Source organism: Gordonia alkanivorans (assembly GCF_004011905.1).
Taxonomy (GTDB): domain Bacteria; phylum Actinomycetota; class Actinomycetes; order Mycobacteriales; family Mycobacteriaceae; genus Gordonia; species Gordonia alkanivorans.
Genome location: NZ_CP027114.1, coordinates 2,001,922 through 2,020,296 on the forward strand (window position 1 = coordinate 2,001,922; position 18,375 = coordinate 2,020,296).

At 68.4% G+C, this 18,375-nt stretch carries 2 protein-coding genes (1 of these 2 only partly in view); both read left to right on the forward strand.

Annotation, left to right across the window (positions count from 1 at the left end):
• Positions 1-8,130 carry an amino acid adenylation domain-containing protein gene (locus tag C5O27_RS09155; RefSeq protein WP_127962550.1) on the forward strand — a complete coding sequence of 2,710 codons (8,130 nt, stop codon included), beginning with the start codon at positions 1-3 and terminating at the stop codon, positions 8,128-8,130.
• Positions 8,127-18,375: the 5' end (the start) of a non-ribosomal peptide synthase/polyketide synthase gene (locus C5O27_RS09160; protein ID WP_127962551.1), read on the forward strand. Its footprint extends 29,729 nt past the window's final position; 10,249 of the gene's 39,978 nt are visible here — the first part of the coding sequence; it begins with the start codon at positions 8,127-8,129; its stop codon lies beyond the right edge, outside the window. Before C5O27_RS09155 ends, C5O27_RS09160 begins: the two co-directional genes overlap by 4 nt.

Consider the following 18,375-nt stretch of genomic DNA (forward strand, 5'->3'; position numbering starts at 1 on the left):
GTGGCAATCGCCGAGTACCGTGCGAATACGTCGGGTGAAGTGGACGAGACCGCTCAGGTCCTTCCGCTCACCGCGGCGCAGCGCGGCATGTGGTTTGCCGAGACCCTGTCAACGGACTACTCGGTCAACATCGCCCAATACGTGGACATCCGTCACGAACCCGGCGGACTCGACCACGACCTGTTGGCGCGGTGTTGCGTCGAGGTCGGCAAGCTCGTCGAGTCGCCGTACGTCCGTCTGGCCGAGGTCGACGGAGTTCCGGTCCAGTTCGTCGATCTGGACTTCGACCAGCAGGTCGACACCCTGGACCTTCGCCACGAATCCGACCCCGAGGCCGCGGCCATGGCCTGGATGCGACAGGAGTACCGTCGCCCCGTCGATCTGCTGACCGATCAGCTCATCGTCATCACCATCATCAAGGTCGCCGATGATCGTACGTTCTGGTACAACCGTGCGCACCACATCATCATCGACGGGTACGCCGCGTTGTCCATCATGCGGCGAACCGTCGATCGCTACAACGCGCTGCGACGCGGCGAACAGCCACATGACAAGCTGCCGGCCGCGATGGCCGAGATCGTCGCCTACGAGGACGCCTACCGCACCAGCTCGCGTCGCGATACCGACCGCGAGCACTGGCTGAGTCGGGTCGCCGACCTTCCCGAGCGCGTCACTTTGTCGACCTCCGTCCCCTCTGCGCCGTTGTCCTTCGACAACGTCGTCGTCGGAGACGAGCTCGCACCTGCTCTGCAAGCGCAACTCGAGGACCTCGCGACGGACCTGAACAGTTCGATCGCGGTGGTGCTCACGGCCGCTTTCGGTGCCTTTCTGTCCCGCATGGCCGGCACCGACGACATCGTCATGAGCCTGCCGGTGACCGGTCGATCGACCGCGAAGATCAAGGCTGCCGGCGGCATGCTGTCCAACGTCCTCCCGATCCGGTTGCGTGACGTCTCACAGCAGTCGGGCCGGGACCTCATTCGATCCGCGCAGTTGGAACTGACGGGCGCATTGCGCCACCAGCGGTACCGCTCCGACGACATCCGCCGGGACGCGGGTCTCGACGGGAGTTCGGTCTCCTTCGGCCCGACCATCAACATGGTGTTCTTCGACGATCAGGTCGCGATCGACGGCACCACGATGGAGTACCGGATCCTCACCTCGGGCATTCTCGAGGACCTGCTGATCAATCTGTACCAATCGAGTCCGGATGCGCCCCTGGTCGTCGACCTGCACGGCAACCCTCATCTGTACAGCTCGGCGCAGATGGCCGCGCACCACCGCCATTTCCTGGCGTTTCTACGGCGCTTCATCGACGATGTGGATGCCTGCGTCACCGACATCGAATTGCTGCTGCCCGGCGAGGGCACAGCGCTTCTCCGGATGGGTACGGGGGAGAGCCAGGACTGGCCCCTGGATGGGCACGTGCTCGACGCCTTCACGGCCCGCGCCCTCGAGTCACCTGACGCGACGGCGTTGGTCTACGGGGACCAGCAGTGGACCTACCGTGACTTCGATGCGTTGCGCAACCAGCTGGCCCACCAGCTGACCGCCGACGGCGTACGCCCCGGGGATCGGGTTGTCGTCGCGCTCGACCGCGGTGTCGCACAGGTGAGTTCGATCTACGCGGTGATGACTGTCGGCGCTGCCTACGTACCGGTCGACCCGACTCAACCCGACGACCGGCGGTGGCACATCGTCGACACGGCCCGGCCGGCCCTGGTGATCGACGACGAATACCTGCGGCAGGTCGGATTCGATGCCCGACTGGGGATCCCGGGCAGGTCGGACGGCGCGGTGTCGCGCCCGACGGTGACGGACACCCCGGCCTACGTCATCTTCACCTCCGGTTCCACCGGCACGCCCAAGGGTGTCGAGGTGCGCAACGCGGCGATCATCAACCGTCTGGCGTGGATGCAGCGCAACCACCCGATCTCCCCAGTTGACGCGGTGCTCTACAAGACGCCCTTCACATTCGACGTGTCTGTTTGGGAACTGTTGTGGCCGTTGCAGATCGGCGCATCAATGGTGATCGCGGAACCCGGCGGGCACCGTGATCCCGACTATCTCGCGGAACTCATCGACCGCCACCGGATCAGTGTGGTCCACTTCGTCCCCTCGATGCTGCACGCCTACGTCGACGTAGCCCACGCAGCCGGTCGTACGCGCGCGTTCGGAGACTCGGTCCGGCAGATCTTCGCCTCGGGCGAAGCCCTCGGACGCCAGCTCGCCGATCGGGTCCTCGAACAGTCCGATGCCAAGCTGGTGAACCTCTATGGACCCACCGAGGCCGCGGTGGACATTACCGAGCACGTCGTCACCGCTTCCGCCCACACCGTCCCCATCGGTACCCCGGTGGTCAATTCCGATGTCTACGTACTCGATCCGGCGCTACGTCCGGTTCCCAAGGGAGTGGCCGGAGAGCTGTACCTCGCCGGTTGCCAGTTGGCGTCGGGGTATGTACGCCGCTCCGAGCTGACCGCCTCGCGGTTCGTTGCCAACCCGTACTCCGCCAAACCCGGCCGCCGCATGTACCGCACCGGTGACCTCGTGCGGTGGAGCCCCTACGGAGAGCTGGAATACCTGGGCCGGTCCGACTTCCAGGTCAAGATCCGTGGCCAGCGCGTCGAGCTGGGTGAGATCGAGGCCGTCCTGGGCCAGATGCCCGCGGTCGAGGGTGCCGTGGTGGTCGCACGCACGGATCTGTCGACCGCGCCCACGCTGGTCGCCTACCTCACCGCAGGGGCCGACGGTGTCGAGGACGCGGACGCGCTCGAGTGGTGCCGCCGACGCCTGCCGTCGCACATGGTGCCGGCCGCGGTGGTCGTGCTCGACCAGTTCCCGGTCAACAGTTCGGGCAAGCTGGACCGCAAGGCGCTGCCGACCCCGGTCGTCGGCCGCAACGAGGACACGCCTTACGTCCCGCCGTCGACCCCCCTCGAGGTCAAGGTCGTCGCGCTGATCGAGGAACTCCTCGAGGTCGATCGGATCGGCCTGCGGGACAACATCTTCACGCTCGGGGCCGACTCCCTGGTCGCCGCCCGCCTGGCATCGCGGTTGCGGACGGTCGGCGGGGTCGGGGTGAGCCTCACCGACATCTTCGAAAGCCGTGACGTCGGCACGCTGATCGCCGCGGCCAAACCGCTGGAGGGTGCCGCCGCGCAGGTTCCCCAGTTGGCGCCGATGCCTCGGCCGGACCGAATCCCGTTGTCGTATCCGCAGAATCGTGTCTGGTTCATCAACCGGCTCGACCCCGGCAGCGGTGCCTACAACGTGCCCGGTGCCGTGCGCCTCGGAGCCGACGTCGACGCCGCGGCGCTGTCCGCGGCGATCAACGACGTCGTCGCCCGCCACGAACCGCTGCGCACCACGTTCCCCGACCACGACGGCGAGACCTTCCAGCTGATCCACCCGGTCGAAGAGGCCGTTGCCGCCGGCCTGTTCGGGGTCGATGACGTCGACCGGGCGGCGGTCGAGTCGACGGTCCACGAGTTGTCCTCGACGGGCTTTGATCTCGCCGTCGACTATCCCCTCCGTGTACGGCTGCTCCGGACGACCGACGAGCACGGTGACCCCGACCATGTGCTGGTGCTCGTCATGCACCACATCATCAGCGACGGTGCGTCTCTCGGACCGCTCATCAAGGATGTGCTGTCCGCCTACTTCGCGCGCGCCCACGGCGTCGAACCGGTGTGGTCCGCGCTGCCCGTGCAGTACGCCGACTTCACGCTGTGGCAGCGTGCGCTGCTCGGTGACGAACGCGATGAGTCGTCGGTTGCCGGGCAGCAGATCTCCTTCTGGCGCAACGAACTACGCGGCATGCCGGAACTGATCAGCCTGCCGGCGGACCGGCCGCGGCCGACCGTCCCCACCGGAGCAGGCGGTCACCTCGACACCTGGCTCGACGCCGGGACGGTGGCCCGGCTCCGCGCTGTCGCGGCCGAAACCGAGGTGACCATCTTCGCGGTCTTCCACGCCGCGCTCGCGCTCCTCCTGTCTCGGGTCTCCGACACCCGGGACATCGCCGTGGGGACCGCCATCGCGGGCCGTGACGAACCGGAGCTCGCCGACCTCATCGGCATGTTCGTGAACACCGTGGTGCTGCGGACCCGGATCGATCCGGATGCGACCGTCGCCGATCTGCTCCACTCGGCTCACCACACGCGCGCTCAGGCGCTCAGCAATGCCGACGTCCCGTTCGAGTTGGTGGTCGACGCGGTGGGGGCCCGCCGGTCCCGATCGCATTCACCGCTGTTCCAGGTCGAACTGGTCCTCCAGCACGACCAGGTGGTGCAGCTGCTGAACACCGAGTCCGAGCTCGATGTGATCGACGCGCGAACCCCCTTCGCCAAATACGACCTCTCGCTGAGTGTCGTCGATTACGGCGACACCGGGCCGCACGCTGATCAGATCTCCATCGCTTTCACCTACGCCGAGGATCTCTTCGACCGCACGACGATCGAACGATTCGCCCGCTACTTCCACGAGGTTCTCGATGCCTTGGCCGGCTCACAGGAGGCCACCGCCTCGGCGCGGGTCGCCGACGTGTTCCGTTTCCCCGCGAGTGAACTGGCCCGCGTCGAGGAGTGGTCGGTCGGCCCGTCGGTCGAGGTGTCGCCGCAATTGATCCCGGACGCCGTGGCCGATCAGGTCCGCGCCGCGCCGGATGCGCCCGCTCTGGTCTTCGGTGACCGGACGGTGACCTACGGCGAGTTCGGCGCCCGCGTCGCGGTCCTCGCCCGTTCGTTGATCTCTGCCGGTGTCGGCCCGGATGTCGCAGTCGCGGTGTGTGTTCCGCGCTCGGTGGAGTTGCTCGTGGCCATCCATGCGATCGCCGCGGCGGGTGGTCACTATGTCCCGATCGACACCGAGGCACCGATCGAGCGCGGTGAGTACATGGTGGAGACCGCCGGGGCAGAGGTGATCGTCGTCGGTCCCGGGATACTCCCGTCGATGGTGGCCGACCTCGGCAACCGGGTGAACGTCGTGACCGTGGACGCCGACGCCGATGTCGACCCGTCGACCCCACCGCTCTCCGCGTCCGAACGCCCGGGAGTCCTGCGTCCCGACCATGCCGTCTACACGCTCTTCACCTCGGGCTCCACCGGTCGGCCCAAGGGGGTGACGGTCTCGCACGAGGCGCTGGTGAACCGGTTGGCCTGGATGCACGACGGACATCCGCTGTCAGCGGCGGACACGGTACTCCAGAAGACGCCGGTCACCTTCGACGTCTCGGTGTGGGAACTGTTCTGGCCGTTGATGACCGGCGCTCGACTCGTGATCGCCGAACCCGGGCGGCACGGCGATCCCCGATACCTGGCCGACCTCATCGACCGGCACCGGGTCACCACGGTTCACTTCGTTCCGTCGATGCTGTCGACGTTCGTCGACGTCCTCGGCGACGGCCTCGCGGACCTCACGACGCTGCGACTCATGTTCACCTCGGGTGAGGCGCTGACGGTGACGACCGCGCAGGCCGTGATCGCGGCGCTCCCCGAGATCGGACTCCACAACCTCTACGGGCCCACCGAGGCCGCGGTCGACGTCACCGAACACACCGTCGCGCCGGGGGAGACCACGGTCCCGATCGGGCGGCCCGTGTGGAACACGACCACCCGGATCCTCGACTCTCACCTGCGTCCCGTGCCCATCGGCGTCCCGGGCGAGCTGTATCTCGGCGGCGTGCAACTCGCGCGCGGCTACGCGGCCCAGGGCCGGCTGACCGCCGAGCGCTTCGTCGCGGACCCCTCCGGCGAACCCGGCGACCGGCTCTACCGCACGGGCGACCTGGTGAGGTGGAACTCTGCGGGCGGTATCGAGTACCTCGGGCGCAACGACTTCCAGGTCAAGTTGCGCGGTCAGCGTCTGGAGCTCGGCGAGATCGAGGCCGCCCTCATGTCGGTTCCGGCCATCGTGCATGCGGCTGCGACCGTGGCCGACCTCCGGGCCGGTCAGAGTCTGGTCGCCTATTACTCGCCCGACACCGTGGAACCGGATGTCGCGCAAGCTCATCTGACCGGGTTGGTGCCGGAGTACATGGTGCCGACGATCTGGATGCCGCTGGCACAGATGCCGCTGAACTCCGCGGGCAAGGTCGACCGCAAGGCGTTGCCGGAGCCGGTGATCGAGGCCGCCGAGTTCGTGCCCCCGGCCACCGACACCGAACACGCGATCGCCGACGTCTTCGCCGATGTCCTCGGCGTGGATCAGATCAGCGTCACCGAATCGTTCTTCGACCTTGGCGGCAACTCGCTGTCCGCCACCAAGGTGGCTGCGCGGTTGTCGTCGGAACTCCGGGTCGAGATCCCGGTCGTCGCGGTCTTCGACGCCCCGTCCGTCCGTCAGATGGCCGCGTTCGCCGAACACGGCGCACCGTCTCGCCGGCCCCGGCTCGCGCCACGGTCTGGCGGCCACACCGCGCCGTTGTCACCGGTCCAGCGGGGTATGTGGCTGATCAACCGCGCCGATCCCGACTCGCCCGCGTACAACGTGGCGATGGCCCTGCGTCTGTCCGGGCGGCTCGACACGACGGCGATCCGGGCGGCGATCGAGGACCTCGTCGAACGTCACGAGTCGCTGCGGACCAAATACCCGCTAGTCGGCGGTGAACCCATGCAGGTGGTTCTCGAAGCCGGCGCAGCCCTCGAGTTGCTCGAGCGACGTGTCGTCGACGTCGAGGGCGACCCGATACCGGTGATCGCCGAATTCACCGGTCGCGGATTCGACGTGACCGCCGCGCCGCCGTTGCGGATGGTGCTGCTCCGGTTGACCGACGAGGAGCACATCCTGGTGTTCGTCGTCCACCACATCTCCGCCGACGGCGCGTCGATGCTGCCGCTGGCCGGCGACGTGATGACGGCGTACTCGGCGCGCGTGGCAGGGCAGCGCCCCGGCTGGGCACCGCTCGAGGTCCAGTACCTCGATTACACGCTCTGGCAGTTGGAGTCGCTCGGGGTCAAAGGTCCCGATGACACCACCGAAGCCGAGCGGCAGCTGGCCTACTGGGTCGACCGCCTGCGAAACGCGCCCGCCCGGCTCGAGCTACCGACGGACCACGCCCGTCCCCGCACACCGTCCTTCGTGGGGGACGAGGTGCGCTTCGAGATCGACGGGGCGCTGGTCCGCAAACTCGACACCGTCGCCCGCCACAACAACGCCACCCTGTTCATGGTGATGCAGACCGCACTGGTGGTCCTCCTGAGTCGTCTCACCACTCAGCGCGACATCGTGATCGGTACTCCGTTTGCCGGACGCGGCCAGCCCGAACTCGACGGTGTGATCGGCATGTTCGTGAACACGTTGGCCCTGCGTACGCGCCTTCAGGACGAGGAGAAGTTCGCCGAGCTCCTACACCGTGTTCGAGACGAGGACCTGGCGGACATGGCGAACGCCGAAATCGCGTTCGATACTATTGTGTCATCTGTTCTTCATTCGCCCCCGACCAGCTACAACCCGATCTATCAGGTGATGTTCGCCTACCAGAACTTCACCATCCCCAGGCTCGACATGCACGACATGACGATCGCGCCGATATCCGAGCAGCTGACCCCAGCCAAGGTGGACTTGCAGCTCACGTTGTATCCCGACGACTTCGGCGCACCTGCAGTAAAGGACACTGATTCTATGACGGGCCAGTTGATCTACGCGGCTGATGTCTTCACCAAGGGCACCGTCGAAACCTATGCACGGCGCTATCTGCGGGTCCTCGAGGAGGTCTCGGAGAACCCCCAGGTGCTGGTCGGCGACATCGCCATCGCGACCGCCGAGGAATCCGCGGCGGCCTCGCGGCCGGAAGACCAGGTCGCCGCCGCGTTACCAGACCTGGTCGCCCGTGCCGCGATCGCCGCGCCCGACGCCGTCGCAGCCACCCACAGCGGGACCGAGGTGACCTTCGCCGTGCTGTCCTCGATGAGTGATGCGATGGCTGCCGCGCTGCCGGATCCGGATTCGGCACTGGCCACCGCCCTGATGAGTCTCATGCCCGGACTGGCGGCGTCCTCGCCGGATTCGCTCGGCGACGTGCTCGCCGAACTGAGGACCAACGCGGCCGCCGCGATCGAGTCCTTTACACGAAGTGGTACCCACGGCACCGATGCCGTCCCGCCAACAGAAGGAATGACCCAGACGTGACCGATGTCGACTCAACAGCCTCTGACATCTCTCTCACCTGGGGCTCGCGGCCTTCGACACTTCACCTGATCGCTTTCGCGGCCGGCGTCGCGTCCACTCGGACTGCCTATGAGTCCGCGGCGGGTCCTATCACCTTCGGTGAGCTCTACGGCCGTGTCTCGGCGACGGCCGCCATCTTCGCCGCCCAGGGTCTCGACACCGAGGCCGCCGTGGGCGCTGGTGTCACCCAGACCGAGGCCGCCGCCGGGCGGTCGCCGTCCGACATCGCCGATGCCACGCGCCGGGCCATCACCGACATGCGGGCCCGCGCGCTCGAGTTGATCGGGAGCCGCGATCTCGGATCGCTGCCCGGGCTGTTCCGTTCGGCCGTCGCGCGCCACGGCGACCGGCCGGCCGTCAGTGATTCCACCGGTACGACCCTGACCTATCGTGAGCTCGATCGCCGTACCGACGAGCTCGCACAGGGTCTGCGCGCGGCGGGTGCTGCTCCGGGTGAACTCGTCGGCGTCGCGCTGTCGCGGCAGACCGACTTGGTCGTCGCCTTGCTCGCCATCCTCAAGACGGGCGCGGCCTACCTCCCGCTGGACCGCACGCAGCCGGTAGCCCGTGTCGCGTCGATCGTCGATGACGCGCAACCGCTACTGGTGCTCGCCGACGCAGACCTCGCAGGGACGTGGGCCGAGATCGACACCCGATTCGCGGGACCCGACGACGTGATCGCCGCCGGTGCCGGGGCTTCTCGAGCGGACGCGGAAGAACCCCCGATTCTGGACGATCGTCTGCCCGCCTACCTGATCTACACATCTGGGTCCACGGGCAGGCCCAAGGGTGTCGTGGTGTCCCACCACGAGGTCGTCGCCCTGATGAAGGCGGCGGCCGAGGAGTTCAGCTTTGGTGAGACCGACGTGTGGACTCTCTTCCACAGCTACGCCTTCGACTTCTCCGTCTGGGAGCTCTGGGGCCCCCTGATCACCGGCGGCCAGGTCATCGTGGTCGACCAGGACACGACCCGCGATCCCGACGCCTTCCTGGAACTGCTCGTCGACCGTCGGGTCACCGTGCTCAGCCAGACGCCATCGGCCTTCTACCAGCTCGTCGCCGCGCAGCGTCGCCGGCGCGCCGAGCTCGGGCTCCGGTATGTCGTATTCGGTGGTGAGGCACTGAGTTTCGAGCAGGTACGGCGCTGGTTCGACGACAATCCGGACGACGGCGCCCAGCTGGTCAACATGTACGGCATCACCGAGACCACGGTGCACGTGAGTTACCGACCGCTCGATCGTGCGTCCGTCTCGGCGGGGGACGCGTCGTTCATCGGCCGTCCGCTGTCCGACCTCGAGATCCACATCCTCGACTCCCGGTTGCGGCCGGTACCCGAGGGCGTCATCGGTGAGATCTACGTGACCGGTGACCAGCTCGCACAGGGCTACCGTGAGCGCTACGGACTCAGTGCGATCCGCTTCGTGGCCAACCCGTTCGCCGACGCCGGCGGCGCCGGCAGCCGCATGTACCGGACCGGCGACCTGGCCCGGCGCGTCGGCGACGACATCGAGTACCTCGGTCGCGGCGATGCGCAGGTGCAGCTGCGCGGTTTCCGCATCGAATACGGCGAGATCGAGGCAGCGCTCCTCGGCGTCGACGGCATCGCAGCCGCGGCGGCTCATGTGGTCGAGCTGCCCGAGCGCGGCGAGATCCTGGCAGGCTACGTCGTCGCCGAACCCGGCGTCGAGATCGACGAGCAGTCGGTTCGCCGGAGTGTCGCCGCTGCCGTCCCGGAGTACATGATCCCCGACGTGGTCGTGTCGCTCGAACGACTCCCGCTCACCCAGAACGGCAAGCTCGACCGCAAGTCGCTGCCTCGTCCCCGACTCGCTGCGACAACGGAGTTCGTCGCTCCGGCGAACGACACCGAGATCGCGCTCAAGGACATCTTCGTCGACGTCCTGGGACTCGAGGACATCAGTGTTGTCGAGTCGGTGTTCGACGTCGGCGGCAACTCGCTGCTCGCCGCTCGCATCGTCGGTCGTGCGACCGAGACGCTCGGCGTCGACCTGACCGTCCGTGATCTGTTCGACGCGCCGACCGTCCGTGACCTCGCCGAGGCGACCGCCTCCAAGAAGCCGGCCCTGCCGCCGATCGAGCCGGTGTCCGATCGTCCCGTTCGAATTCCGCTTTCCCTTGCTCAGCAACGGATGTGGTTCATCAATCGGTTCGACCCGGCCTCGCCGGCCTACAACATCCCGATGGTGCTCCGGCTGTCCGGCGACGTCGACACCGACGCGCTGCGCCGTGCACTCCTGGACGTCATGGCACGTCACGAGGTGCTGCGGACGACCTATCCGGAGATCGACGGCGACGCCCGGCAGCTGGTACACGACACGGCGGCGGCAGAAGGGATGCTCGACTGGCGGACGGTCTCGGAGGACGAACTGCCGGAGCTGATGCTCACCGGCTTCGACCTCGTCGAGGAACTGCCGGTCCGGGTGGGCCTGGCACGGCTGTCGGAATCCGAGACGGTGTTGGGCCTGGTGGCCCACCACATCGCCTGTGACGGCGAATCGCTCGCCCCGCTCGTCACCGATCTCGTCACCGCGTACACCGCGCGGCTCGACGGTGCCGAGCCACGGTTCGAACCCCTCCCGGTCCAGATGGCCGACGTCGCGATCTGGCAGCGCGAGGTGCTCGGCTCGGCGTCCGACGAGACGTCCATGATCGGCGCCCAGTTGCAGTACTGGGCTAGTCAGCTCGACGGTGCCCCGGATGTCCTCGATCTCCCTGCCGACCGCCCGCGTCCGGCGGTCGCCTCCCAGCGTGGTGCGCGGATCGAGTTCGTTGTGCCGCAAGACGTCTCCGAGCGTGTCGCGCGACTGGCCCGCGAGCGCGGTGCCAGCCCGTTCATGGTCGCGCACGCCGCACTGACCGTTCTGCTGAGCAAACTGTCGGCCACCGAGGACATCAATGTCGGGACCCCGATCGCCGGTCGTGGTCAGTCGATTCTCGACCCGATGGTCGGCATGTTCGTCAACACGCTGATCCTGCGCACCGAAGTCGATGCGCGGCAGACCTTCGGCCAGCTACTCGATCAGGTGCGCCGAGTCGACCTCGACGCATTCGACAACGCCGATATCCCATTCGAGGCCGTCGTTGACGAGGTCAACCCGGTCCGCAGCGAGGCGTACGCGCCGCTCGCGCAGGTCTGGCTGTCCTTCGACCAGTCCGCGATCGCCGAACTCGCCTCCCGGACACTGACGGTGGGGGAGACCGGCGGACTCCAGGTCACGCCGGTGGAGCCCGAGGACATCGCGGCGAAGGTCGATCTCACCGTCGGCATCGCCGATACCGGCGAGAACTGGACGGGTTCGGTGGTCTACGCCACCGACATCTACGACGCGGAGTCCGTCCGCGCCTTCGCCGACCGGTTCGTCCGCGTCCTCGACGAGCTGACCGCCGATCCGGACGCGGTCATCGGTGACACTCATCTGCTCACCCACGCGGAGTCCGAGCAGATCGCATCCTGGACCGGCGGTGCGGAACTCCCCGCCCCGGCGCGTACCGTCGCCGATGCTCTCTCGGAGTCGTTCGCCGCCAACGCATCCCGGATCGCAGTGCGTGCCGATGGTCGCGAGCTCACATTTGCCGGATACGGCGCCCTGGCCAACGCCTTCGCAACAGAGCTGATCGGCTACGGCGTCGAACCCGAGGTCGCGGTTGCGGTGTGCATCCCGCGTTCGCTGGAGATGCTCATCGCCGTCCACGGCGCCGTGCTCGCCGGTGGACATCACGTGCCGATCGATCCCGAGGCACCCGCCGACATAGTCCGGCACCAGCTGGCGATGTCGGGTGCGAAGTTCGTCGTCGTGGCCGGCGAGACACCTGGCGTCATCGCCGGACTCGGCACCGAGGTGGCCGTCGTCCCCATCGACGTAGAAGCCCTCGCGGCGGCGGATCTACCGCCCGTCGACGACTCGCGGCGTCTCGCTCCACTGCACCCGGACAATCCCGTATACACCCTGTTCACCTCCGGCTCGACGGGGCGCCCCAAGGGCGTCACGGTCACTCACCGCGGCCTGGCCGCGATGCTGTCCTGGTTCACCGGACACCTCGGTGACCCCGCCGGCGAACGCGTACTCGTGAAGACCCCCTCCACCTTTGACGCATCGGTGTGGGAGTTGTTCTGGCCGTTCGCCTCCGGCGCGCGTGCCGTGCTCGCCGCCCCAGACGGTCACCGTGATCCCGTGCACCTGGCCCGGATCATCGCCGACGAGGAGGTGACCAGCGTCCAGTTCGTCCCGTCGCTCCTCGCGGTCTTCCTCGACGAGAACTTCGACGCCGCGGCATCTCTGCAGTCGGTTCGCCAGATCTTCACCGGTGGTGAGGCACTCACCCCCGCGCTCACCCAGCAGACCCTCGCCGCGGCACCGCAGGCGACGATTGTCAACCAGTACGGTCCCACCGAGACGACCGTCGACGCGACGGTCCGTACCTACGTCGAGCCGGTCGAGGTCGTCACCATCGGACGTCCCGCTCCCGGTGTCACGGTGCGGATCCTCGATTCGAGGTTGCGGCCGGTTCCTCCCCGTGTCGCAGGTGAGCTGTACCTGTCCGGTCCGCAGACCGCCCGCGGGTACGCCGCGGCGCCCGGTCTGACCGCCGCGTCTTTCGTCGCGGATCCCCAGGGCACCAGCGGTGCACGTCTGTACCGCACCGGTGACCTCGCCCGCTGGAACGCCGGTGGCGAGATCGAGTACCTCGGCCGCAGCGACTTCCAGGTGAAGATCCACGGCCAGCGCATCGAGCTCGGCGAGGTCGAGGCCGTCCTCGGCGCTGCGCCCGGCGTGGTCCAGGCCGTCGCCGCGGTCAGCGCGACGCCCGTCGGTGACGCGCTCGTCGCCTATCTCGTGGGTCATCCCGGCACGACCCCGGACGTCGATGCGGTCAAGGCCTACGCGACCGAACGTCTTCTGGCGCATCTGCGCCCGAGTCTGTGGGTGGTCCTCGACGATCTGCCGCGCAACGCGTCGGGCAAGATCGACCGTCTCGCCCTTCCCGCGCCGACTCTCACCGAGGCCGAGATCGTCGAACCGGCGACCCCGGCCGAACGGACCATCGCCGCGGTGGTGGCCGAGGTTCTCGGAGTCGACGAGGTCTCCGTGGTGGAGTCCTTCTTCGACCTTGGCGGCAACTCCCTGGCCGCCATGCGCGTCGCCGCCCGAGTGGGAGCGGCCCTCGGCGTCGAGGTCGGTGTGCGCGACCTGTTCGACGCCCCGAGTGTCCGTGAACTCGCCGGACGCGTCGCCGGACGGGTCCCCGGCCTGCCGCCGGTCACCGCCGTTCGCCCGCGCCCCGACGAGATCCCGCTGTCCTATGCGCAGCAGCGGATCTGGTTCATCAACCAGTTCGACCCACTTTCCCCGGCCTACAACATCCCGATCGCGCTGCGCCTGCGCGGCAAGCTCGACCTGGCCGCCCTGCGTGCCGCGATGGTCGATCTCGTTGAGCGACAGGAGATCCTGCGCACCGTATTTCCGTCGTTCGACGGGGGACCGCGTCAGATCATCGGCGAAGCCGCGAGTGCCGGCGCGGAACTGGACTGGGCGGTCGTAGACGACGAGTCCGAGCTGTTTGCCGCCGCCGCACAGGGTTTCGACGTCGCAGTGACGCGACCCCTTCGGGTGCGTGTGCACCGGGTCGACGATCTCGAACACGTCGTCCTGATCGTTCTGCACCACATCGCCGGCGACGGCGAGTCCATGCGTCCGCTGGTGACCGACGTCGTCACCGCCTACGTCGCGCGGTCGCAGGGCCGCGCACCACAGTTCGCCGATCTCGACGTGCAGTTCGCCGACGTCGCGCTCTGGCAGCGCCGCGAGCTCGGGCTGGCCTCGGACGCCGAATCGCGGGTGTCGGCGCAGCTCGACTACTGGCGCAACCAGCTCGCCGGGCTTCCGGACGTACTCAACCTTCCCGCCGATCGTCCCCGGCCCGGTGTCGCGTCGATGCGCGGCGCCGAGGTCGACTTCGAGATCCCCGCGGCGACAGTCGACCTCGTCCGACAGGTGGCGTCCGAACGAGGGGTCACCGAGTTCATGGTGGTCCACGCGGCCCTCGCGGTGCTGTTCGCGCGGCTGTCGGCCTCCGACGACATCGCGATCGGCACCCCGATCGCGGGCCGCGGAGACGCGGCACTCGACCCGCTCGTCGGCATGTTCGTCAACACCCTGGTCCTGCGTACCGCGGTCGATCCCGCGACGCGGTTCGCGGACCTGCTCGACGCCGTACGCGCGGTGGACCTGAACGCCTTCGCCCACGCCGACGCGCCGTTCGAGGCCGTCGTCGACGCGGTCGCGCCGGTGCGCTCGGAGGCCTTCGCCCCGCTCGCCCAGGTGTTGCTGACCTTCGACCCCGAGGTGACCGAGCCGTCCCAGCTCCTCGCCGACATCGACGATCTCGCAGTCGAGCTGGTCGAGACCCCGGAGACCTCCGCCAAGGTCGACCTCACCGTCGGTCTGCGCGGTGGGCGCGGCGGCGCCTGGACCGGGCGCGTCAACTACGCCCTCGACCTGTTCGACGCGTCGACCGTCGAACGCATGATGTCGCGGTATGCGCAGCTGCTGCACGAACTCGTCTCCGACGTGGATCTGCCCGTCGGTGACGTCGATCTGCTCGAGCAGACCGAGCGGGCCGCTCTCGCGCCGGTCGGACGTGTACCCGCGACCCCGGCTGTTCCGCTCGCCGATCTCTTCGGCGCGGCGGCCGTTCGCTTCGCCGACAACCTGGCGGTCGCCGACCCCGGCCGCTCGCTGACCTACCGCGAGATCGACGCCGATTCCAACCGTCTCGCACGGCAGCTCGTGGCGCAGGGGATCGGATGCGGCACGCTCGTCGCGCTGGTGATCCCACGTTCGGTGGATCTGATGGTCGCGATCTGGGCCGTGGTCAAGACCGGGGCCGGCTATGTGCCGATCGACCCGGACTACCCGGCCGACCGCGTCAACCACATGATGAGCGACTCCGGTGCCCGCATCGGCCTCACGCTCTCCGGTGACGCCGACGTCTCCGCCTTCGGTGGGGAGTGGGTTTACCTCGACGCCGCCGAGACGGCCGAAGCCGTTGCGCAGCAGCCGGATTCGAAACTGTCCGACGCCGAACTCGGTGCGCGCGCCGAGGTCTCCGACACCGCTTACGTCATCTACACCTCCGGCTCCACCGGACTCCCGAAGGGTGTCTCGGTCACCCACGGCGGTCTGGCCAATTTCGGGGTCGAAGCAGTCAAGCGGTCCGGTGCCCACGAGGCTTCTCGGGTCCTAGGTTTCGCCTCGCCGAGCTTCGACGCGTTCGTGCTCGAGTACCTGCTCGCCTTCACCGCGGGTGCGGCGGTCGTCTACCGCCCTCGCGACGCGGTCGCCGGTCCGCCGCTGCAGGAGTTCATGCGTGAGCAGCGCATCACGCACACCTTCCTCACGCCGACGGTCCTGGCCTCACTCGAACCGGCCGAGCTGCCCGACCTGTACACCGTCTACGCAGGCGGCGAGGCGGTCCCGGACGCGCTCCGCGACCGCTGGGCTCCGCTGCTCCGTTTCCAGAACCTCTACGGTCCCACCGAGACCACGATCGGTGTCACCATCGCCGAGCCGATGCGTCCCGAGGAGCCGGTCCTCATCGGCGGCCCCATCGACGGTGTCGACCTCGTCGTCCTCGACGCGCGGCTGCACACGGTCCCGGTCGGAGTAGCCGGCGAGCTGTACATCAGTGGGCCCGCACTCGCGCAGGGCTACCTCCATCGTCCGGGCCTCACCGCCGAACGTTTCGTCGCCAATCCGTTCGGTGCGCCGGGCGCGCGGATGTACCGCACCGGTGACGTCGTGCGCTGGGTCGTCGACCCGGGCGGCGAGCTGTCGGTGGACTACGTCGGCCGCAGCGACGATCAGATCAAGCTCCGCGGTCTCCGCATCGAGCTCGGCGAGATCGAATCCGCACTGACCGACCACCCTGCGGTCTCCTCCGCGGTCGTGATCGGCGTGGGCCCCGACGGTGAGCTCGCGTCGAGCGGCCAGTCGGTCGTCGCGGCCCTCGCGGCGTATGTCGTGCTATCCGCCGACGTCGAGATCGACGCCCTGCGTGAACATCTGGGCGCACGCCTGCCGTTGTTCATGGTGCCGGCGAGCATCGTCGTGCTCGATGGGCTTCCGTTGACCCCCGTCGGCAAGCTCGACCGGGGTGCACTTCCCGCACCCACCATCGAGGTCGAATCCGACCACGTGGCCCCTGAGACTCCGGGCGAGCAGCAACTCGCGGCGATCATCGCGGGACTCCTCGGACTCGAACGTGTCAGCGTCACCGACTCGTTCTTCGCCCTCGGCGGCGACTCGATCATGTCGATCCAGGTGGCGTCGGCCGCCCGTGCGGCAGGCATCGAGGTCTCACCGCGAGACATCTTCGAGCACAAGACAGTTCGGGGCATCGCCCGCGCCGTCAGCACCCGGGCCGACCGCGTCCCTCCGCTCGAGGAACTGCCCGGTGGCGTCGCCGGGCCGATGGTCGTCCCGCCCGTCGTGTCCTGGGCGCTCGAACTCACCGACCGGATCGAGGACTTCGCCGACTTCTCCCAGTCGATGGTGCTCACCGCACCGGATGAGCTCACCGTCGACGCCGCGGCCGAGATCCTCGGCGTCCTCGTCGACGCTCATCCGATGCTCGGCGCGGCCGTCGAGGCCGGCGCCGAACCGGGTGACTGGTCGATGCGCACTGCTGCCGCCCCGCTCGACCCTGGTGCGGTGAGCGCACTCGCCAGCGTGGTCCGGATCGGCGAGCAGGGCTTCGACGACTTCGTCGTCGAGGCGTTCGAGGAGGCGTCGTCGCGCCTCGATCCTACTCGCGGACAACTGGTTTCGGCTGTTCTGGTCACCGATCCGGACGGTCGTCAGCGGCTCGTCGTGGTGATCCACCATCTCGGTGTCGACGCGGTCTCGTGGCGCGTCGTCATCGAGGACCTCATCACGGCGTGGGCGCAACGCGCCAGTGGCACGCCCTATGAGTTGCGCCCCGAGGCCACCTCGGCACGTGCCTTTGCCGCGGCGCTGGAGTCCCGGCGCGGCGAACGCGCGGACGAACTCGGCTACTGGCTGGCACGCTCGCCGCGCGAGGTCACCGTTCTCGGGGGAGAGGTGGATCGAGCGCGCGATCGTATGTCGACCACCGAGACCGTCGTCCACACCGTTGACGCCACCATCACCGAGGCCCTGCTGACCAGCGTGCCGACCGCATTCCGTGGCAACGTCAACGACGCACTCGTCGCCGCGCTCGCCCGCGCCGTGCGTTCCTGGCAGAACGCTCGCGGCATCGCGGACGAACAGCCGGTCACCATCATGCTCGAGGGGCACGGCCGCTACGAGGAAGCGCTGCTGCACGGTCCGGACGCCCGCTCGGTCGACCTCTCGCGCACGATCGGCTGGTTCACCACCATCGCCCCGGTCGCGATCGAGGTGCACGACACCGCCATCGCGACGGTGAAGGCTGCCAAGGAAGAACGTCTCGGACAGCCGGACAGCGGCATCGGATACGGGCTGCTGCGCTACGCAGGCACCGAGTTGTCCCGCCGACCGCTGCCGAGCATCGGCTTCAACTACCTCGGCAACGTCGCCGGTGGCGCCGACGGACTCGGCGACGAGGGACTCTCGTTCCTGCCCGACCCGGCGGCACCGCGACTGCCCGGCACCGTCTCCGGAGCGATGGTGGTGCCCAACGTCCTGAGCATCAATGCCGGCACCACCGTGTCGGAGCAGGGACGTGAGTTCGTTGCGGGCTTCACCTTCCCACGGGGCGTCCTCGACACCGACGCGGTCGCCGACCTCGCCCGACGCTGGCATGACGAGCTCGGCGCAGTGGTCGCCGAGGTCGAGCACGTCGGCGATCCAGGACTGTCGCCGTCCGACGTGGTCGGTGCGCGCGTCACCCAAGACGACCTCGACGAGCTCGCGCGCCGGTATCCCGGCGCGGATGTCTGGCCGCTGTCGCCGCTACAGCGCGGCCTCCAGTTCCAGGCCGAACTCGCCACCGCCGGTCGCGACGCCGGTGCAGTGGACGTCTACACCGCCCAGGCCATCCTCACCCTGCGGGGCGACGTGGACGCCGAACGGCTGGCCGACGCCGTGCGCGGGGTGTTCGCACACCATCGGGTGCTGCGATCCAGCTTCGTCCGGGTCCTGAGCGGCGAGGTCGTCGCCGTGGTTCCGGAGCGCGTCGAGATCC